Genomic DNA, 19,716 nt, shown 5'->3' with positions numbered 1-19,716 from the left:
CTTACATTTTCTTCACTATGATTGTAGCACAGACTTACTAAAAAGATCAGTAAATTTTAGTAAAAATTAAGTAAAGCTGTTAATCAAAGTTGATTTCGTGCTCACGGTACTTGAATAGCAGCCCCTCACGAAGCCCACTATTACTAAACTGGACCTCATCAATAGCCAGCTGCCGCATCAAGGCCAGCAACGGGAGGAGGCCCCCAATAATGACGTCCGCCCGTTCCGTGTTGATGCCACGAATTTGGGCCCGCTCCGCCCGGTTATATTCCAGTAGTTCGTGCATGATGCCAAACGCCGTCTGCGAAGTCATCGTTAAACCATGGACCGGTGCTGGCTTACCATCGACCGCGTTGCGCCAGCGAAAGACCTTGGCCAGGGCCCGGTTTGACCCTCCAAGAGCCACGATTTCCGTCCGGCGGAAGCGACTCAGCCAGCGCTGGTGTGACAGAGCTTCGTCAACTTCGACCATCGCATCAAAGAGGTTGGCCGCGTTAATCTGGTCATCGAGGTGGTAGCGCTGGGATAGGATCACCGACCCCATCGGGATACTGACCGTTTCTTCCGCAGCACCGTTGTCGACCGCGACCAGCTCCATGCTGGCCCCCCCGGTATCAATGATCAGGCTATGCTTAAGCGGGAGGGTATTACTGACCCCCACATAGTCCAGGTAGGCCTCCTGGGCCCCGGAGATAACCTTGATCTTAAAGCCCGTTTCCTTCTTGACCCGGGCAAGGAACTCCTGCTGGTTCTTGGCCTGACGGACCGCCGCCGTCGCCACCGCAACGATTCGCGCGTTCGGATAGTCATTACAAACAATCCGAAACTCCTTTAGAGCGGCAATTGTCCGTTCTACCGGTTCAGGCTTTAACACCTTTTCCGGCCCCATCTGTGATGACAGGCGGACATAGCGCTTGAGGTACTGCCTAGTGACTGCGGACCCGTCCTCCATTAGCTCGCTGATTTTCAAGCGGACGGAGTTAGAGCCCAAGTCGATTACGGCGAGGTTATTCTTCTTTGCCATTGGCATCTCCCTTTCCTTTCAGATGCAGTGATGGAACATGCTTCGAAAGCGTCTCAAAAACGGTCGGAAAGTGCCGCTTGGCTTTCTCCTTGTCGGTTTCCTCCTTATTTAAGCTGACCGCTTCCTTAACGAAGTAGTCCTGGGAAGAGAACGGGGCATCTTCTCCCCGGTCAATCCGCTCGTAGTGATCGCCCACAAGGACCCGGGCCTTTACGTTATCCTTCCACATTGTGTCGAAAATGTGAATTGCCCGGGCCTTGGTGTCGTCTTGGCGAACCGGGAAGAGCTCTTCAACACGCCGGTTAAGGTTCCGCGTCATCATGTCCGCACTTGCCAGGTAGATCTCCTGGTGACCATTACTCTCAAAGTAGTAAATCCGGGAGTGCTCCAGGAAACGACCAACGATTGAGTGGACCTCAATGTTACCGTGCAGCTCGGGGAGGTCGTTGCGTAGGCAGGTGATCCCCCGGACAATCAGCTGGATCTTGACCCCATTGGCAGCGGCATCGTAAAGGTGGGCAATAATCTGCTTGTCAGATAGGGAATTCATCTTCATCCGGATCAATGCTGGGTTACCAGACTTAGCAACGGCAATTTGTTCGTCAATTTTCTGATTAATGAACTCCCGAATTCCGTCTGGGGAAACCCGTAGCTGGTAGAAGTACGGTGGCCGGGCAAAACCTGACAACATGTTAAAGAGGTTAGTCATGTCGACGCCGAGCTCGTGGTCACAAGTGAACATCCCCATGTCGGTGTAAAAGTGGGCCGTGACGTCGTTGTAGTTCCCGGTACCCAGGTGCATGTAACGACGGAGACCGTCTTCGTCCCGCCGGATTACCAGGGCCACCTTACAGTGGGTCTTGAGCCCAACCAGGCCGTAGATAACGTGGCAGCCCATTTGTTCCAGTCGTTGCGCCCAGCGAACGTTATTCTGTTCATCAAACCGGGCCTTGACTTCAACCAGGACCGTGACCTGCTTCCCCTGCTGGGCAGCCATCCCCAGGTACTTAATGATCGGTGAGTTTCCGGAAACCCGGTAAAGGGTCATCTTAATCGCCAATACGCACGGGTCAACCGCTGCCTGGTGGATAAAGTTAACCACGGCCGCAAAGTTATCGTACGGGTGTTGAACAAGGTAGTCGCGCTTACGAATGGCCGCGAAGATGTTGTGTTCCATGTCTAATGCCGGGTTCAAATAAGACTTGAACGGCTTGTAGCGGAGGTCATCATGACCGTCGACCCTCCCCGACAGCTTCTTCAAGAAGGTCAGGTCAACCGGACCGTTAACCCGGTAAATTGACCGCTCACTGACGTGGAGGTTGTCGATCAGCTGGTCTTCCAGCCAGGAATCAATATCGTGTTCCACTTCTAGCCGCATGACCTGGCCGTGCTCTCTTTCCCGCAGCTGGTGCTTGACCGCCCGTAACAGGTCTGAGGTATCTTCTTCCGCCACATCAAGGTCCATATCCCGCATGACCCGGTAGGTCGCGGTTGCCAGAATTTGGTAACCAGGGAAGAGCTGCTTTAAGAACTCCTTGATTAGTTCATCAATCAGGATAAAGTTATTTTCACCCGGTAAACGCACTAAGCGCTTGTAGATTTCGGGAACCCGGACCGTCGCAAACTTAATGTCGGCTTCCTTCCGGTCATCGTGAGGCTCAGCCTGGGGCCGGTCAACTTCCTGGTCCCCTTCTAGAGTTTCGTGACCATGGTGCTGTTGGCTAGCGGGGTCTCGCCGCAAGCTGATGGCAATGTTCAAGGAACTATTTGAGATGAACGGGAACGGCCGGGAACTGTCGTCAGCCATCGGCGTTAAGACCGGCATCAGTTCGTCATTAAAGTAACGCTTGATGAATTCGTACTGCTTTTCATCGAGGTCATTAATGTGCAAAATATTAATATCCTGCTCAGCCAGCTGGGGAATCACCTGCTGGTTATAGATTTCGTAACGTTCCTTCACCATCCGGTGTTCCTTCTTATTGACCGCATTCAACTGCTCTTCGGGAGTCAGGCCGGACGCATCGGTCGTCGTGACGTTAGCCGCGGCCAGCTTGTGGAGTGAGGCCACCCGGACCATGAAGAATTCGTCAACATTACTCTGGGTAATCCCCAAGAAATTAGCCCGTTCCAATAGGGGGTTACTCATGTCGGTGGCTTCACCCAGGACCCGACCATTGAAGTCAATCCAACTTAATTCACGGTTTACATAGTTTTCTGGTTTATAAAAGTCTTTGTACATCATTATCCCCTCTCAATCAGTACCGGTTTAATTCCATAAACATCAGTAAAGAGCTTGGCCTTTGTACTAAACGACCACTTCTCCAAAACTAGGTCATCGTTAGCTGTTGCCTTAATTTTTAGCCGGCCGTCATCCGTTAACTTGAGGTTGATCTTCGTAATCTTCTGCTGGCGGGAGTCGTCTAAAGAATCCACCACCCGTAAGATTGCGGCCAACTTAGCTACCGTCAGCTGGATATCATCATCAAGCCGGCGGTAGTGGGGCTGGAAAATGGTTGGTGACTCAGCACTGTGGTAGCGGGCCACCTCCGCAATGATCTGGTTATCCTCGTCAGAAAGACCGATCCACGGGTTGGCCTGGAGAATATATGCCGAGTGGCGGTAGTGACTCCGCTGGTTGATGAAGTTCCCAATATCGTCAACCTTACAAGCAATCTCCAGCAGGAGGCGCTCGTGGTTACCCAAGCGGTGAATCGGCCGCAGCTGGTCGAAGAACTGCAAAGCAAAGTGGGTCACGAAGTGTTGGTGCGCCGTGTCGACCCCGTAGCGTTGCGCTAGATCATCGGCTGACGTCCGGATCATCGTCTGAACCTGCTGGCAGGACTGGTCGTTATTGACAGCAATCCCGTTGGTCAAGCCATCCATCACCGAAATATTCGTAACGTACGCCTTCTGGGGGTGAATCAACTGCGCTGCCCGAGCAATTACCATGTAGTTCGGCACGAGCAGGTTCTTCCGGTAGTTCTCTACCGCCAGGCCACTCCAAAGGCCCTTCGATGGTGCCAAAAGATCAACCGGTTCATCAGGCTTATCAAACAGGTCCAAGGGAACCTCTCCCAGGTGGCTCCCCCGGCTAACGTAGCGTTTACTCAGGGCGGGGGCATTTTGAATCAACAGGGTTGTTTTCTTCTTTTGAATCAGCTCGGGAGCAATGTAGCCAAGCTTGCTGCTGATATAGTCTTGAATGATTTCCTGGGGGTTGGTCGTCGTCTGCCGGAGACGATCAACCAGACGACTGATTTGAGCCCCACCAAGGTCTAGTTCCCACAGGGTTTCAAAGTTTCCGTGGTGGAAAAAGGCCAGACTCAACGAATCCAGACCCAGACTTACCAGGTAGAGGCAGTGCTTACTGAGGTTCTTAAATTCAGACAGGTGGTTAACAACACAGCTCATCGACTGGGCCATCAGTTGGTTATTGTTCAACCAGGTGATCTTCAGTCCGGTCCGCACCTCCAGCTGATCAGCAACGTAACGGGCCGTTACCTTATCAAGGTCTTCCAGGGCGCCATAGAAAGAAACTTTCTTCACTTGGTAATCCTTGATCTGCTGCTTGAAGCCATCAATATTGTTGACGATGGCGGTCATGTTTTCGACGTAGTTGGATACCCGACTGGTCCCAACTACCAGTTCACCTGATTCGACATTATTAACTATTCTTAACTTTGGTAACTCTAGTATTCGTAGACTTACCCGGTCAGGCTCCAGATAAATCACGGCAATTAACGATTGTTTCACTTTAGCCCTCCTCCGCTTCTTGCTAATTTAATTATAGCCCATAAGTTGCGTTCGCCAAAGTTTGTTTATTCTACTAATTACCGGTTGACTGTCTATTAGCAATTTAAACAGAAAAAGACCTTCGTGGTTCACTCTAAACCATGAAGGTCTTTTCTCTAATCATTATTCACGGGTGTCCAGGTAATTTCAGCGCTGGTGCAGCACTCGCCACCGGACCAAATCTCATGTCGGGATGTCGTGGTGCCGTCATCTTGGATGCGGGCCAAGCGACTTTCCACCGTGGCGTTTTCCTGGACCTCATTCTGGTACTGAATAGTAAAGGCAACCGGTTGGTGCTGGCGCAAGAACGTCGCCCCCAGAGGGTCCGTCAGCCAGTCAAAGTAGCGGGCGTTATTGACGTGGTGGTTAACGTCAATGTCGTAGTACCGCACCCGGTACTGCTGGCTGGTAAAATCCCCGGAAAGCTTGCCCGGCTTTTTGGGCTTATCCAGCCGTTTTTGGACTGGTGATTCAAACGGGGCCAGGAGTTCATCCGGAATTTTCATCAAGCGCCGCTTTTGCAGGTTCATCATCACAAAAAGGGCCTTGATATGGGCGTAGTGATGGTGGTGCAGGTCGTCCATCCAAAACTCACGCAGGGCAAAGAAGGCGTTACTAGCCGTTGCCCGGGTCCCCAGGATCACCTGGTCACCATAACGTGGCTGCTTAGTACTTAAGTGGCCCTCATACGAGATTACCACCCAGGCGCCCCCACTCTGTTCAACCTTCTGGCGGTCGAGGCCCATAAAGATGGAGTGGGCATCCGAAACCATCGTCAGCATGCTCATCAGCATGCTGAGGCTGGGATGACCAGTGTCAGTGCATTCGTAGTACTTAAGTTGGTGCAACATATCATAGCAATTTGCGGTTTGTCGAAGTTCTGTCACAATCATTCTCCTATATGGTGGTACTGACGGTAAAGCTGCTGACGGTTAAGGCCGTTGCGTTTAGCGACCAACTTGATCGCCGCGTTGGTCGACAGGCCCTTCACGATTTCCTGGTCAACTTGCTCCAGTGGGGATACGTCATCGGCCGGCTGGGTATTCTCTTGAGGGTGCGGGTTTCCAGCAACCAAAACCACGAACTCGCCGCGCGGGCTGTGCTCAGTAAAGTAGGCCTGCAACTCCCCGAGTGACCCCCGACTGAATTCCTCATAACGCTTAGTAAGTTCACGCGCGAGAACTGCCTGGCGGTCGGCCCCCAACACCTCCGCCAGGGTTGCAAGGGTCTTCTTCAGCCGGTGGGGCGCCTCATAAAAAATCAACGTTTCCGGCCGGTTGACCATTGCCTGCAACTCGGTCACCTGCTGCTGGTGCTTCCGTTGCAAAAAGCCGTAGAAGTAAAAGGGCTGCGGAACCAGGCCCGAGGCAATCAAAGCGGTCAGGCCGGCGTTGGCACCGGGGAGGGGGACAACCGGAATCCCCGCTTTGACCGCGGCAGCAACCAGTTCCTTGCCCGGGTCCGAAATGGACGGCATCCCCGCATCACTGCACTGGGCGATGGTTACCCCTTTTTTGAGCTTATCAATCAGTTCTGGGATCCGCTGCTCCGTATTGTGCTCGTGAAAGCTGATTTCCTTTGTATCGATTTCAAAGTGGTTAAGCAGCTGCTGGGTGTGACGGGTATCCTCAGCCGCAATCAGGTCCACTTCCCGCAGGGTTTTAACAGCCCGGAAGGTCATATCATCGAGGTTACCAATCGGTGTTGGTACCAAGTAAAGCCGCCCCGTATCACTATTTTGAAAACTACTAATTTGTTGCATCCATTTACCCCTTATTGCTTCTGTTGGTCATTGATTCCACTGAAGATCGCCTCGTCACAGAAAATGCAGCTCTCGTGCGGGGCAAGCCGTTCACCAAAGTGCTTCCGGCAAACGTGAAAGCCCTGGTGGTAAAGCTCATTAAGCGTCCGCCGTCCCGTCGATAACTGCTGTTCCCCCCGCTGGTCACGGAGCTTCTTGATTGCCTGCTGGAGGTGGTTGTTTTCAATCGTCAGTTCCGCGTTCTGGGCCAGGACGTTGTTCAGTTGCGTTTTCAAGTCCGCCAATTCGCTCGTCATCTCACCCAGCTGGTTGCTGAGCTTCCCTAAACTATCATAAATGCTGTTTCGCTGCTGATCATCGTTCATGATCGCGCCTCCATTAATCTGTCAATGCCTGGACAATGCGAATCGTCAATTCTTCAAAAATATTTTGAAAGCTAATGTTTTGCTCTAAGTAGTGGCGGGGGGCCAGGGTTAACTGGCTAACCGCCAGCAGGTCGGCCATCGAACAGTGCTGCCCCACGGATTTAATCGCCGGCAATTCTTCAACAAAGTGAAAGCGGTTCTGGTCCTCAATTCCGTTTGCTGCCAAGAGGGTATCCCGCCAAATCAGGGCTGCCAGGTCAAGTAAGACGAGCTGGTGGTCCCGATTGTGGGCCCCTAGCTTGACCAGGTCCGTCTGCACGCCAACAAAGGCCATCATCTTACCCTGGCTAACCTGGTGGTACCACTGGAGAATCCCGGCAACGGTCTGGTCGAACCAACCATCCTTGCACCAGTCCACCACCGTCGTTACCGAGTCTGTTAGGCCAATTGCAATCCGGGCCTTTTTCTCTGTTACCCCCTGTTTTTGCAGGGCACTGAGCAACTCCTGCCGGTTCAGGGGGGCCATTTCAAGCACCTGGGTCCGCGACTGAATTGTCGGCAGGATGGCACTCTTGTTGGTCGTCAACATCAGGATGTAGATTCCGGGACCCGGCTCCTCGATGAACTTCAACAGGCTATTTGCCGCACTCGTGGTCATTTTTTCGGCATCCTTAATAATGAAAAGTTTCTTATTGCCCTCCATGGCGCTCTTGGTAAACTCACTTTTCAGGCGCCGGATGGTGTCGACCTTGATCTGCCGCCCCTCAGCCTGGGCAAGGACAATGTCGGGATGGTTTTCACTCAAAATGCGCTGGCACTCCGGACAGGTGCCGTCGGGTTCCCCGTCAACCGGGTGCAGGCAAAATAGCCGCAGTGCCAGCCAACGGGCCACCGTTTCCTTGCCGGAGCCACTCGGCCCCACTAACAAGTAGGCGTGCGCCAATTCTTTATTTTTGATTACCCGTTTGAGCTGACTAATCAAAACGGGCTGAAGTTGCTCTGCCCGGGTTACCTCCGCTGCGTTCACCAATACCACCTACTTAAAACTTGAGAAACTGTTCCACCGGCATCACGAAAACGGTGGCACCACCGATGCGGACATTAACAGGAAAGGCCGAACCGCCCTCGACGTCAATGTGCATCTGAGAAGTGACGTATTGTTCCCGTGACTCGGCATTTTTCTTAATGATGTCAAGCACTTGTTGGACCTTTTCATCCTTGACCCCAATCAAGAAGGTGGCGTTTCCTTCACGCAAGAAGCCCCCCGTTGTTGATAACTGGGTCACCTGAATTTCGGCCTTGTTAAATGCTTTTCGTAAGCGATTGCTGTCCTTGGATTGCACAATGGCAATAATCATCTTCATAGTAATCACTCCTTAGATCTTCTTAAAATAGGTCGGGATAACGCGTATGAATGACCTGCCGCACGTCTGTAATTACCTTATCAAGCGGTTGGCTGGCATCAACCAGCTTAATGCGGTCTGGGTCATTGTGGTATAGGCGGAGGTAGGCCTGGCGAACCGCCTGGTGAAAGGCCAGTTTTTCCTTATCAAGGCGGTTAACCTGGTCTGACCGGTGCTCTGCAATCCGGCGGAGGCCAATTTCCGATTCGATGTCCAGGTAAACCGTGAGTTCCGGCATTACCCCATCAATTGCAAACTGGTTTAACTGCCAAATCTCCTTTTCACCCAACTGCCGGCCAGCTCCCTGGTAAGCAACTGAACTATCAACGTAGCGGTCACAGAGGATCACCTTACCAGCATTTAAGTCCGGCAGGATCTCCGAAATGACGTGCTGACGCCGGCTAGCAGCGAACAGGAGGGCCTCTGTCCGCCCGTCCATGTCGCCATTAGCAGCATTAAAAAGGAGCTGGCGAATCTGTTCAGAAATATGGTCCCCACCTGGTTCCCGGGTATATACAACCCGGTCTTTTCCCAGCTGGTCCTCCAGGTCCGCTTGAATCTGGCGGAGGACACTCGTTTTCCCTGCGCCATCTGGGCCTTCAAAAGATATGAACTTTCCTTGCATTCTGTTTTCACCTGTTCCTAACGACTAATGACACCATGGTTAAGTTGGCCATGGACTTTATACTTCCGGGCAATCTTATAAAGGTATAAGTACTTCTGCTCCTGAATCTTGGTGCGGTCACGAAGCTCGCTGTTAACGTTGGCTTCATAGACCGCCCGCTCAGTTTCCTTAGCATGGTCCCAGCTGGCCTTCGTGTCATAAATAGCGTTTAGTAAACGCTGGTTGCGCAACTGGGCAACCCGATCTTTTCGGCGACCAAATAGCACTCTCTCACATCTCCGTTCGTCCTTGAACTGCCTTGAAAAGGGTCATTTCATCCGCATAGTCAATATCCGCACCGACCGACAAGCCGTGGGCCAAACGGGTAACCTTGATCTTAGCGGGCTTGATCAGCTTTGCCAAGTAGCCGGCCGTCAGTTCGCCGTCTGAGGAGGCGTTGGTAGCAATAATGACTTCCTTAACTTCTTCATTCTTTTGCAGGCGCTTGATCAGACTCGCAACGTTAATATCCTCGGGCCCGGTACCCTCGACCGGAGAAATGACCCCGTGCAAGACATGGTACAATCCATGGTACTCATGCATCCGCTCCATCGCCATCACGTCCTGTGACTGCTCAACAACGAGGATCTTAGTGCGGTCACGGCTCTTGTCTCGGCAGATTGGGCAGGGATCGTCTTCCGTAATATTGCCACAGATACTGCAATTATGCAGGTCACGCTTGGCGGCCAACAAGGACTTGGCGAAGTCGGTGACGTCATCCTCTTCCATCCCCAGCGTGTAAAATGCCAGGCGGGTAGCTGACTTTTGCCCAATACCAGGAAGCTTAGTATAACTTTCAATCAGTTTTGCTAGTGGTTCTGGGTACTGCATCTAGTTACATCCCCATGCCACGTGTGTACTTACCCAGCTTTTGTTGGGTGGCAGCGTCAACCTTCTTCATCCCGTCGTTAACGGCGGCAACTACCAGGTCCTGCAACATATCGATGTCGTCTGGGTCAACCGCTTCCTTGTTGATCTTCAGGTCGAGGAGTTGCTTATCACCATTGAAGGTGGCTGTCACCATGTCGTCTGGGGCCTTGCCAACAAATTCTTGCTTGGCCAGTTCTTCGTGTTCCGCCATCATTTTCTTTTGCATAGCCTTAGCCTGCTTCATCATCTGTTGCATGTTCATTCCGCGCATCATAATTACATCATCCTTTACTATTAATTATCTTCTACTTTAACAATGTCTTCACCAAATAGCTGCTGGGCTTTCGTTACCGGGTCTGCTGGCGCCGATGCTGAACCAGCATCACTTGGTGCCGGCTGGTCCGCCGGAGCCGTCTCCGGGGCCGTGGCAGGAGCAGTATCTTGCTTGGCCGGCGTCGGACGCGGTGCTGACCCCCGCTTATCGAGGCCATGCTCCTTAATGTATTCCCGCCGGATCGCTGGCCACTTATCTTTAGGGACAAACACTACCCGGCGTTCCTCGCCAGTCAGCTCCTGGAGGCCTTGCTCCATGCTCGTCAACAGGGCCTCGTCATCCATCGCCTGTTGGAAAAGGAAGGCGTAGTCAAAGGCAACGATGACCCCGTCCTTACTTGCCGCCACTGGCTTAGAAACGTGCAGAAGCGACCGCTGGGGAACGCTGAGCTTTGACAGTAGTTCTTGCCACAGGCCCTGAATTTCAACCAGGTCCCGGCGCGTGGCCTTCCCCAAAACGGGGTTGATTGCGCTGAGCTTAACCTCAACATTATGCTGCTGAACCCGCGGCTGCTGGGGGGCCGCTTTGGTAACGGTCGAACCCTTGGTATTCAACTCACTCTGTAGTTTCTTAACCGTTGCCTGAAGCTGGCGAACCTCGTCTTGGAGCTGGGAAACAGCTTGCTTATCAGCCTGGTCGCCTGTGGATGGTCCGCTCGTCGCTTGCCTTGGCGGAGTCTGTTGGGCACCACCCTGGACACTGACCTGGGCGAGCTTAACCGTCAGGACTTCCAGGTAAACATCCGGGTGGGTGGTAAAGCGCATCTCCTCCTGGATGCCATTTAACTCGTCAATCATCTGGTAGAGAGTCGTTGCGGAGGCGGCAGCACTCATCTTCTGGAAGTCCTCGTCTTTCAGGCCGGTACTCTCAACCATGATAAGTTTGGGTGATTCCTGGTAGAGGAGGATGTCCCGGATAAAGGAGATTAGGTCCTCAATGAAACGTTGGCCGTCCTTCCCCTGGCCGAGGATATCCTTCATCGTATCTAAAGCAGCCGCGCTTTCGTGCCCACTGACTTCAAAGAAGTACTTTTCCAAGAGCTGTTTGGTAACACTCCCGGTGACCACTAAGGCGTCGTCGAGTTTTACCTGGTTATCGCTGAACGAAAGGACCTGGTCCAGGATACTGAGCGCATCCCGCATCCCCCCTTCGGCAGCGTTGGCAATCACCCACAAGGCCTTTTCCTCATAGTCGACCTGCTTTTGGTCCAAGATATACTTCATCCGGTTAAACGCGTCCTGCGCAGAAATCCGCCGGAAATCAAAGCGCTGAACCCGGGAGATGATGGTTAACGGAATCTTGTGGGGTTCCGTCGTTGCCAGGATAAAGATCACGTTTGCCGGTGGCTCTTCCAGGGTCTTAAGCAGGGCGTTAAATGCCCCGGTCGACAGCATGTGGACTTCATCAATGATGTACACCTTATAATCCGCCTGGGTGGGAGCGTACTTGGCTTTATCACGAATGTCACGGATCTCCTCGACCCCGTTATTGGAGGCCGCATCGATTTCAATCACATCGTTGAGTTGGCCATTTCTGATTGCCTTACAGATATCACACTTGTTGCAAGGCTCACCGTCCTCTAGGTGGTGACAGTTAACCGCTTTGGCAAAAATCTTGGCGGCAGACGTCTTCCCTGTTCCCCGCGGTCCGGCAAACAGATAAGCATGACTGATCTGGTGGGTGATAATGGCATTCTTAAGGGTTTGCGTGACCACTTGCTGACCCACCAACTCATCAAAGCGCTGTGGACGCCAAACCCGGTACAGTGCTTGGTAACTCATCACGGGGCTTCCTTTCTATATAGTACAAAGTCTAAAACGTTACTTTAATATTATACTAGCTTTCTGCGATATTGGACTATCAAAAAGGGGCCGTCCTAAAATTCATTAGTTACCGACCCCTGAACAAAAAGAAGCTGGAAAAGTTTTCCAGCTTCAGCTAATTATCTTTCAAACTTAGAGCACAAGATGCAACAAACTTAGTGCTGCTTCCTTCCGGACCTGACACGGTTCGTAAGCGCGTCCTTGCTCTAAGGCCTTTCGGCATATAGTATATTACACTAAATCAGCGACAATTGCTAGTCTTTTGCCCGACGTTTTTTGCGGGCCGCCTTGCGTTGCTTACGAATTGCCCGGAAAAAGTCCCTGAGCATTTGCCCACATTCCGTTCCCAAGAGCCCACTCTCAACGTTGACCTGGTGGTTAAGGCGGGAATCGTTAAGGAGGTGGTAAAGACTATCCACGGCCCCCGCCTTTGGGTCCTTAGCACCATAATAAAGGTTTTTGATCCGGGCATTGAGGATGGCCCCGCTACACATAATGCAGGGCTCCAGGGTGACGTAAAGGTCACAGTCTTCAAGCCGCCAACTGTGGAGGAAAGTGCAGGCCTCGTTGATCGCCAGCATTTCCGCGTGATAAGTCACATCTTGGAACCGTTCGCGCATGTTATGCCCCCGGCCAATCACTTTGCCGTTATGAACGACGACGGCCCCAATCGGCACCTCATTTAGCAATGCCGCCTGGTGCGCTTCTTCAATTGCCATTCGCATGTATTCTTTTTTTGTTTTTTCTTCTTCCATCTTCTCCATCCTTCTGATTCAGTGTATAATTGTTAACTAGTTTGATAAAGTTTATCTAGCGATTAGATAACCGGAAAAAAGTTTCACGGTCTTTGCTCCCCACCATTATTACCATATATTGTGTTTCACTATCAAGAGTGACTCAATATATGGTATTTTTAGATTGATTTTTCGTTTTTTCTGGCTATACTTAATAACATCAACTACGAAATAATTCTCTGGGAGGCACCATTATGATTACAATTTTCTCAAAGAATAACTGCATTCAATGCAAGATGACCAAGAAGTTCTTACGGCAACACAAGATTAACTTCGTTGAGCACAACATTGATGAGCAGCCGGAATACATCGACCAGTTAAAGGCCGCTGGCTTCATGGCAACGCCAGTCGTAAAGCTACCAAACGGCAATGCCTTTTCTGGTTTCCGGCCGGACCGGCTTCAACAGTTAGCATAATCGACGACGTTATTTTAACCAGTCTACATTCGCCACACGACTGTTAGCCTGGTTTAATTTTGAAAAAGACAGGAAAGTGAGTTTTAACCATGGCTTTATCTGACATCGACATCACTAAAGTTAAATACTACGACCTCAATAATGAGGTTAACATCCCCCGCGACGGGAAAATCCAACTAGATAAGGATCAAGCGGCCCTAGAAGACTTCATCAATAGCAATGTCAATCCGAACACCAAGCATTTCTCTTCATTAAAGGAACGCTTTGAATGGCTGGAAGAAAACGACTACATCGAAGAGGGCTTCATGGATAAGTACAGCCTTTCCTTCATTGAAAAGCTGTATGACTACCTGAAGGCCCAGGACTTCCACTTCCATTCCTTCATGGCGGCCTATAAATTCTATGCACAATACGCCATGCGGACCAATGACAAGGAATACTACCTGGAAAACTACATTGACCGGGTTGCCATGAACGCCTTGTACCTCGCCGATGGGGACGAAGAATTGGCCATGGACCTCGCCGATGAAATCATCCACCAGCGCTACCAACCGGCAACCCCTACCTTTTTAAACGTTGGTCGCAAGCGCCGGGGAGAATTCGTCTCCTGCTTTGCTATTCAAAGTACCGATGATATGAACACCATTGGCCGGACCATCAATTCAGCCCTCCAGCTCTCTAAGATCGGTGGTGGGGTCGGCATTAACCTCAGCAACCTCCGTGAGGCGGGAGCCCCCATCAAGAAGATCAAGGGGGCGGCAAGCGGGGTGGTCCCGGTAATGAAGCTCCTGGAAGATAGTTTCTCATATTCTAACCAGCTCGGCCAGCGGCAAGGTGCCGGAGTCGTTTACCTGAGCGTCTTCCATCCCGACATCATCGCCTTTCTCGGTGCCAAGAAGGAAAACGCCGACGAAAAGATTCGGCTGAAGACCCTTTCCCTGGGGGTCACCGTTCCCGATAAGTTCTATGAACTGGTTGAAAAGGACGAAGACATGTACCTCTTCAGTCCATATGATGTGGAACGAATTTACGGCGTTCCCTTCTCCTACGTCGACATTACTAAGGAATACGACAACATGGTCGCAAATGATGAGATCCACAAGAAGAAGCTCAACGCCCGCGACCTGGAAGACGAAATCAGTAAGCTCCAGCAGGAATCCGGGTACCCGTACATCATCAACATCGATACAGAAAACCGGGACAACCCGATCGACGGTAAGATTGTAATGAGCAACCTCTGCTCAGAGATTGCCCAGGTCCAGGTTCCTTCCAAGGTTGCTGATGACCAATCCTACGAAACGCTGGGGACCGATATCAGTTGTAACCTTGGCTCCACCAACATTGCCAACATGATGGAGAGTCCCGACTTTGGCCGGTCCGTCCGGGCAATGATGCGCGGGTTGACCCACATCAGTGACGTTGAAAACCTCGACGTTGTGCCAAGCATCAAACGGGGGAACGCCCTCGCCCATTCTGTCGGTCTGGGCGCCATGGGTCTGCACAGCTACCTGGCCAAGCACCATATTCAATACGGGAGCCCGGTGGCAATTGAGTTTACCGGGGTCTACTTCATGCTGCTGAACTACTGGTCGCTCGTTGCTTCCAACGAGATTGCCCGCGAACGACAGGAAACTTTCCACAACTTTGATAAGAGCACTTACGCGGATGGCTCGTACTTTGCCAAGTATACTTCAAAGGATTGGGGCCCCCAGTCCGACGTTGTTAAGGAGCTCTTCAAAGGAATCTTTATTCCGGGAGTTAAGGACTGGGAAAAGCTCAAGGAAGACGTTATGAAGGACGGGCTTTACAACGAATACCGGCTCGCCGTTGCGCCAAACGGGTCGACTTCCTACATTAACGACTCAACTGCCAGCCTGACGCCAATCATTAACCGAGTCGAGGAACGGCAGGAGAAGATGATTGGGAAGATCTACTACCCCGCACCGTACCTGTCCAATGATACGATGCCGTACTACCAGTCGGCCTACGACATCGACATGCGGAAGGTGATTGACACCTACGCTGCGGCCCAACAACACGTTGACCAGTCAATGTCACTGACCCTCTTCATGCGGTCGACGATTCCGGACGGCCTGTACGAATGGAAAAATGGTCGGACCAATAAGATGACCACCCGTGACCTGAATATTCTTCGTCACTACGCATACCAGCACGGAATCAAGTCAATTTACTACATCCGGACCTTTACAGATGACAATGATGAAATTGGTGCCAACCAATGTGAAAGTTGTGTCATTTGATTTTCGGTAAAGAGACTGCTACAATTTTATTGCTATTACACGAATTATAGGGCGATTAATATTCTTGATTAAGGAGAACGGCTAGTTAAATGAAACTTGAAGAATTTAAACCACTAAACAAATATAAGGCAATTAATTGGAATGAAGTTTCCGACATGATTGACAAGGCAACCTGGGAGAAGCTGACGGAGCAGTTCTGGCTTGATACCCGGATCCCCGTTTCCAATGATATGGATGACTGGCGGGCACTAGATGATGACCACCGCTGGACTGTTGGTCACGTCTTTGGGGGACTGACCCTGCTTGATACGGTCCAATCCGAAGCGGGGTTGACCGCATTGAAGAATGATGTCCGGACCCCACACGAAACGGCGGTGCTGAACAACATTCAATTCATGGAATCCGTCCACGCCAAGAGTTACTCCACCATCTTCTCAACCTTGAACACTCCTGATGAAATCAACGAAATCTTCGACTGGTCTGATTCGGAAGAGTACCTGCAAAACAAGGCAACCAAGATTGCCAACATGTACCTGGACCCCGAAGAGGACCCGTTGAAGAAAAAGGTTGCCAACGTCTTTTTGGAAACCTTCCTCTTCTATTCTGGTTTCTACACCCCGCTTTACTACCTTGGCCACAACGAGCTAAACAACGTTGCTGAAATCATTAAGCTTATCTTGCGGGACGAATCCGTCCACGGAACCTACATTGGTTACAAGTTCCAACTTGGCCTCCGCGACCGGACCGAAAAGCAGCAGCATGATATGAAGGACTGGATGTACAACTTCCTCTACGACCTTTACGACAACGAAGAGAAGTACACCCACCTACTCTATGACCAAATTGGCTGGACCGACGATGTCCTCGTATTTATCCGTTACAACGCCAATAAGGCCCTGATGAACCTCGGCCAAGACCCACTCTTCCCTGACACCGCTGCGGACGTTAACCCCGTCGTCATGAACGGGATTTCAACTTCCACCTCTAACCACGACTTCTTCAGTCAAGTGGGTAACGGTTACCGTCTAGGAGCGGTTGAAGCGATGAAGGATGATGACTACCACATCATGGATCCTAACGCCGGTAAGGATAAGAATGCACGGGAATAAACATTACTAAAGCAACTGGAATTTTCCGGTTGCTTTTTTATTTTAAGCTGTTGTGAATTAGTGATCACTATCATTTGTGCAAACGGTTGCTCAAATCGCCGGCATAGCAAAATTTATACCAATCTTTTTTGCCGTCATTCCAAGCTTAATTTACCATATTTGTAAGCGAATTCATCATTTTAAACCATTGTTAATCTTATCACAAACTTCTTGCAAGGAATAAGAACATCCTGTATTATTAACCATATTCAAAAGGTAACAAACATTAAGTGATGAAGGAGAAACTTGATTATGGCAAATTCCAAGAAACACCAAATTGAGCAAAAAGAGACTGAACAAGACAAGCAACAGGCTGCCGAAGAACTGATCGGTGGCTTGGTTCGTAAGAGTCAAGCAGCTTTCGAGCAGTTGCGTAACTACACCCAGGAACAAGTCGACAACATCTGTCAGGCAATGGCCCTGGCCGCTGAAGAGCACCACATGGACCTGGCCGTAGACGCTGCTAACGAAACTGGCCGTGGTGTTGCCGAAGATAAGGCAATCAAGAACATCTACGCCAGTGAATACATTTGGAACAACATTCGTCATGACCACACCGTTGGTATTATCGAAGACAACGATGAGGACCAAACAATCACCATTGCCGATCCCCTCGGAATTATTGCCGGAGTGGTTCCCGTTACCAACCCCACTTCCACAACGATTTTTAAGTCCATTATCTCCGCAAAGACCCGGAACACGATCATCTTCTCGTTCCACCCGCAGGCCTTTCAATCATCTGTAAAGACCGCGAAGATTCTTCAGGCGGCCGCTGAAAAGGCTGGTGCCCCAAAGGACATGATTCAATGGATTCCACGGTGCAGTCGGGAAAATACCAACGCCCTGCTGCAAAATCCTAATATTGCCACCATCCTGGCTACTGGTGGTCCCGGCCTAGTCAAGGCTGCCTACAGTTCCGGTAACCCGGCATTAGGGGTGGGTCCTGGTAACGGCCCGGCTTACATTGAAAAGTCAGCTAACATCGAACGGTCCGTTTACGACATTGTCCTGTCCAAGACCTTCGATAACGGGATGATCTGTGCATCAGAAAACTCGGTTGTTGTTGACGACGAAATCTACGACCAGGTTAAGGAAGAATTCAAGAAGTGGAACTGCTACTTCGTTAAGCCAGACGAAATGCAAACCTTCTCTGATGGCTTTATCGATCCCGAGCGTCACCAAGTCCGGGGGCCAATTGCCGGACGCTCGGCCAACGCCATTGCTGACATGTGTGGCCTGAAAAACGTCCCTGACAACACCAAGGTCTTAATTGCCGAAATTGATGGTGTTGGTGACGACTACCCACTGTCCGCCGAAAAGCTGTCCCCTGTTCTGACCATGTACCGGGCAAGCTCCCGTGAAAACGCCTTTGATATCTGCCGGCAACTTCTTCACTACGGTGGTGAAGGTCACACCGCCGCCATCCACACCCTGGATGATGACCTGGCAACCAAGTATGGGCTCGAAATGCGGGCCTCCCGGATCATCGTTAACTCCCCATCCGGAATTGGTGGAATTGGGAACATCTACAACAACATGACCCCATCACTGACCTTGGGGACTGGTTCTTACGGTGGTAACTCTGTTTCCCACAACGTTACCGACTGGGACCTCTTAAACATCAAGGTAATCGCCAAGCGGCGTGAAAACCGTCAGTGGGTCAAGATCCCCCCAAAAGTCTACTTTCAGCGGAATTCGCTAAAAGAGTTGCGCGACATTCCAAACATTAACCGGGCCTTTATCGTTACCGGTCCTGGAATGAGCAAGCGGGGCTATGTTCAACGGGTCATTGACCAACTCCGGTTGCGGCAAAACGAAACCCCATTCTTGGTCTTCGATGACGTTGAAGAAGACCCATCAACTAACACGGTTGAAAAAGGGGTCGCAATGATGAACGACTTCAAGCCGGACACCATTATCGCTCTCGGTGGGGGGTCACCGATGGACGCTGCCAAGGCAATGTGGATGTTCTATGAACACCCCGAGACTTCCTGGTACGGTGTAATGCAGAAGTACCTCGATATCCGGAAGCGGGCTTACCAAATCAAGAAGCCTGAAAAGTCCCAACTGATTGGGATCCCAACTACTTCCGGAACGGGTTCCGAAGTTACCCCATTTGCGGTCATCACTGACTCCAAGACCCACGTCAAGTACCCACTGGCGGACTACGCATTAACACCGAACATCGCCATTGTTGACTCCCAATTTGTGGAAACTGTTCCGGCTAAGACAACCGCCTACACCGGTCTGGATGTTCTCTGCCACGCCACTGAATCCTACGTTTCCGTAATGGCAACCGACTACACGCGTGGTTGGTCACTGCAAACCATTAAGGGGGCAATGGAATACCTGCCGAAGTCCGTTAAGGGTGATAAGTTAGCCCGGCGGAAGATGCACGACTTCTCCACGATGGCCGGAATGGCGTTTGGTCAAGCCTTCCTGGGGATTACGCACTCCCTGGCCCACAAGATGGGTGGTGCCTTTGGTCTTCCCCACGGTCTCTTGATTGCCATCGCAATGCCACAGGTTATTCGTTTCAACGCCCAACGGCCACAGAAACTAGCTCTTTGGCCACACTACGAAACGTACCACGCAACGAAGGACTACGCTGATATTGCCCGCTTCATCGGCCTCCAAGGCAAGAATGATGAAGAATTGGCAGATGCATACGCCCAAAAGTACATTGACGTTGCCCATGAATGTGGCGTTACCCTGAGTCTGAAGGCCAACGGGGTAACCCGGGAGGAATTCGACAAGGTCGTTGACCAGCTTGCTGTCCTCGCATACGAAGACCAATGTACAACTACTAACCCTGTTGAGCCACTCGTTAGCCAGCTCAAAGAACTCCTTGAACGCTGCTACGAAGGCACTGGGGTTGAAGATAACAACTAGCTTTTAACCAATTTAATTCACCTAATATCAACCAATCCAAAAGGTGATGGTGGTGCTCAACAGATGGACACCACCATCACTTTTTATTACTCGCGGTTTGTAAAATTAAGTTAGAAAAATAAAAAAGTCATTTGTGATAGACTTTTGAATAACCACAAACAAAAGTAA

18 protein-coding genes and 1 other RNA gene are annotated in these 19,716 nt (G+C 50.9%); 4 read left to right on the top strand and 15 right to left on the bottom strand.

The genetic code is table 11. From position 1 onward, the window contains the following. Positions 1-79 precede the first annotated feature (79 nt). The 15 genes from QOS01_RS01005 to tadA form a co-directional block, all read right to left on the bottom strand. On the bottom strand, positions 80-1,024 hold the full coding sequence (locus QOS01_RS01005; protein WP_283620705.1) for a Ppx/GppA family phosphatase: 945 nt from the start codon (positions 1,022-1,024) through the stop codon (positions 80-82). Next, positions 1,008-3,263 (bottom strand): RNA degradosome polyphosphate kinase, encoded by a 2,256-nt coding sequence (locus QOS01_RS01000; protein ID WP_283620808.1) that lies wholly within the window; start codon positions 3,261-3,263, stop codon positions 1,008-1,010. Before QOS01_RS01000 ends, QOS01_RS01005 begins: the two co-directional genes overlap by 17 nt. 2 nt (positions 3,264-3,265) lie before the next feature. Then, entirely contained in the window at positions 3,266-4,777 is a 1,512-nt protein-coding gene (locus tag QOS01_RS00995; protein ID WP_283620704.1) for an exopolyphosphatase, read from the bottom strand. Positions 4,778-4,932: 155 nt separating this feature from the next. Then, on the bottom strand, positions 4,933-5,703 hold the full coding sequence (locus QOS01_RS00990; protein WP_283620703.1) for an acyl-[acyl-carrier-protein] thioesterase: 771 nt from the start codon (positions 5,701-5,703) through the stop codon (positions 4,933-4,935). A 2-nt stretch (positions 5,704-5,705) separates the two neighbouring features. Further along, positions 5,706-6,578, bottom strand: a complete 873-nt coding sequence (gene rsmI, locus QOS01_RS00985) for a 16S rRNA (cytidine(1402)-2'-O)-methyltransferase (protein WP_283620702.1) — start codon at positions 6,576-6,578, stop codon at positions 5,706-5,708. Between the two features lie 11 nt (positions 6,579-6,589). Then, positions 6,590-6,943 carry an initiation control protein YabA gene (locus QOS01_RS00980; protein WP_047769254.1) on the bottom strand — a complete coding sequence of 118 codons (354 nt, stop codon included), beginning with the start codon at positions 6,941-6,943 and terminating at the stop codon, positions 6,590-6,592. A 13-nt stretch (positions 6,944-6,956) separates the two neighbouring features. Next, positions 6,957-7,970 (bottom strand): DNA polymerase III subunit delta', encoded by a 1,014-nt coding sequence (holB, locus tag QOS01_RS00975; RefSeq protein WP_283620701.1) that lies wholly within the window; start codon positions 7,968-7,970, stop codon positions 6,957-6,959. Between the two features lie 13 nt (positions 7,971-7,983). Further along, positions 7,984-8,307, bottom strand: a complete 324-nt coding sequence (locus QOS01_RS00970; RefSeq protein ID WP_047769249.1) for a cyclic-di-AMP receptor — start codon at positions 8,305-8,307, stop codon at positions 7,984-7,986. A gap of 22 nt (positions 8,308-8,329) precedes the next feature. Then, a complete protein-coding gene (gene tmk / locus QOS01_RS00965; protein WP_283620700.1) occupies positions 8,330-8,971 on the bottom strand; it encodes a dTMP kinase in 642 nt (213 codons plus the stop codon). A gap of 17 nt (positions 8,972-8,988) precedes the next feature. After that, positions 8,989-9,237, bottom strand: a complete 249-nt coding sequence (locus QOS01_RS00960; RefSeq protein WP_283620699.1) for a YaaL family protein — start codon at positions 9,235-9,237, stop codon at positions 8,989-8,991. A 4-nt stretch (positions 9,238-9,241) separates the two neighbouring features. Further along, entirely contained in the window at positions 9,242-9,841 is a 600-nt protein-coding gene (gene recR, locus QOS01_RS00955) for a recombination mediator RecR (RefSeq protein WP_283620698.1), read from the bottom strand. Positions 9,842-9,845: 4 nt separating this feature from the next. Further along, on the bottom strand, positions 9,846-10,154 hold the full coding sequence (locus tag QOS01_RS00950; RefSeq protein ID WP_222259019.1) for a YbaB/EbfC family nucleoid-associated protein: 309 nt from the start codon (positions 10,152-10,154) through the stop codon (positions 9,846-9,848). 20 nt (positions 10,155-10,174) lie between these two features. Next, on the bottom strand, positions 10,175-11,995 hold the full coding sequence (gene dnaX / locus QOS01_RS00945) for a DNA polymerase III subunit gamma/tau (protein ID WP_283620697.1): 1,821 nt from the start codon (positions 11,993-11,995) through the stop codon (positions 10,175-10,177). A gap of 168 nt (positions 11,996-12,163) precedes the next feature. Beyond that, positions 12,164-12,250: signal recognition particle sRNA small type (gene ffs, locus QOS01_RS00940), an RNA gene on the bottom strand. A gap of 41 nt (positions 12,251-12,291) precedes the next feature. After that, positions 12,292-12,792: a tRNA adenosine(34) deaminase TadA gene (gene tadA / locus QOS01_RS00935; RefSeq protein WP_283620696.1), complete on the bottom strand. Its 501-nt coding sequence runs from the start codon at positions 12,790-12,792 to the stop codon at positions 12,292-12,294. A 233-nt stretch (positions 12,793-13,025) separates the two neighbouring features. On the opposite strand from tadA, the gene nrdH reads away from it, so the two are divergent. The 4 genes from nrdH (at position 13,026) to adhE (ending at position 19,548) form a co-directional block, all read left to right on the top strand. Next, positions 13,026-13,247: a glutaredoxin-like protein NrdH gene (gene nrdH, locus QOS01_RS00930; RefSeq protein ID WP_283620695.1), complete on the top strand. Its 222-nt coding sequence runs from the start codon at positions 13,026-13,028 to the stop codon at positions 13,245-13,247. An 89-nt stretch (positions 13,248-13,336) separates the two neighbouring features. Beyond that, on the top strand, positions 13,337-15,508 hold the full coding sequence (nrdE, locus tag QOS01_RS00925) for a class 1b ribonucleoside-diphosphate reductase subunit alpha (protein WP_283620694.1): 2,172 nt from the start codon (positions 13,337-13,339) through the stop codon (positions 15,506-15,508). An 89-nt stretch (positions 15,509-15,597) separates the two neighbouring features. Further along, entirely contained in the window at positions 15,598-16,617 is a 1,020-nt protein-coding gene (gene nrdF / locus QOS01_RS00920) for a class 1b ribonucleoside-diphosphate reductase subunit beta (protein ID WP_283620693.1), read from the top strand. A gap of 291 nt (positions 16,618-16,908) precedes the next feature. Beyond that, positions 16,909-19,548: a bifunctional acetaldehyde-CoA/alcohol dehydrogenase gene (adhE, locus tag QOS01_RS00915; protein ID WP_283620692.1), complete on the top strand. Its 2,640-nt coding sequence runs from the start codon at positions 16,909-16,911 to the stop codon at positions 19,546-19,548. Positions 19,549-19,716 lie beyond the last annotated feature (168 nt).

It is taken from the genome of Limosilactobacillus avium (genome assembly GCF_947381485.1).
GTDB classification, from domain to species: domain Bacteria; phylum Bacillota; class Bacilli; order Lactobacillales; family Lactobacillaceae; genus Limosilactobacillus; species Limosilactobacillus avium.
Note: the sequence above shows the minus strand (reverse complement) of the source record. Positions and strands in the feature narration are given on the sequence as shown.

Excerpts from the sequence above, each read along its gene's own strand:
- QOS01_RS01005 (WP_283620705.1), bottom strand. The coding sequence starts at position 1,024 with ATGGCAAAGAAGAATAACCTCGCCGTAATCGACTTGGGCTCTAACTCC.
- QOS01_RS01000 (WP_283620808.1), bottom strand. The coding sequence starts at position 3,263 with ATGTACAAAGACTTTTATAAACCAGAAAACTATGTAAACCGTGAATTA.
- rsmI (WP_283620702.1), bottom strand. The coding sequence starts at position 6,578 with ATGCAACAAATTAGTAGTTTTCAAAATAGTGATACGGGGCGGCTTTAC.
- QOS01_RS00980 (WP_047769254.1), bottom strand. The coding sequence starts at position 6,943 with ATGAACGATGATCAGCAGCGAAACAGCATTTATGATAGTTTAGGGAAG.
- QOS01_RS00970 (WP_047769249.1), bottom strand. The coding sequence starts at position 8,307 with ATGAAGATGATTATTGCCATTGTGCAATCCAAGGACAGCAATCGCTTA.
- tmk (WP_283620700.1), bottom strand. The coding sequence starts at position 8,971 with ATGCAAGGAAAGTTCATATCTTTTGAAGGCCCAGATGGCGCAGGGAAA.
- recR (WP_283620698.1), bottom strand. The coding sequence starts at position 9,841 with ATGCAGTACCCAGAACCACTAGCAAAACTGATTGAAAGTTATACTAAG.
- QOS01_RS00950 (WP_222259019.1), bottom strand. The coding sequence starts at position 10,154 with ATGATGCGCGGAATGAACATGCAACAGATGATGAAGCAGGCTAAGGCT.
- dnaX (WP_283620697.1), bottom strand. The coding sequence starts at position 11,995 with ATGAGTTACCAAGCACTGTACCGGGTTTGGCGTCCACAGCGCTTTGAT.
- tadA (WP_283620696.1), bottom strand. The coding sequence starts at position 12,792 with ATGGAAGAAGAAAAAACAAAAAAAGAATACATGCGAATGGCAATTGAA.
- nrdH (WP_283620695.1), top strand. The coding sequence starts at position 13,026 with ATGATTACAATTTTCTCAAAGAATAACTGCATTCAATGCAAGATGACC.
- nrdE (WP_283620694.1), top strand. The coding sequence starts at position 13,337 with ATGGCTTTATCTGACATCGACATCACTAAAGTTAAATACTACGACCTC.
- nrdF (WP_283620693.1), top strand. The coding sequence starts at position 15,598 with ATGAAACTTGAAGAATTTAAACCACTAAACAAATATAAGGCAATTAAT.
- adhE (WP_283620692.1), top strand. The coding sequence starts at position 16,909 with ATGGCAAATTCCAAGAAACACCAAATTGAGCAAAAAGAGACTGAACAA.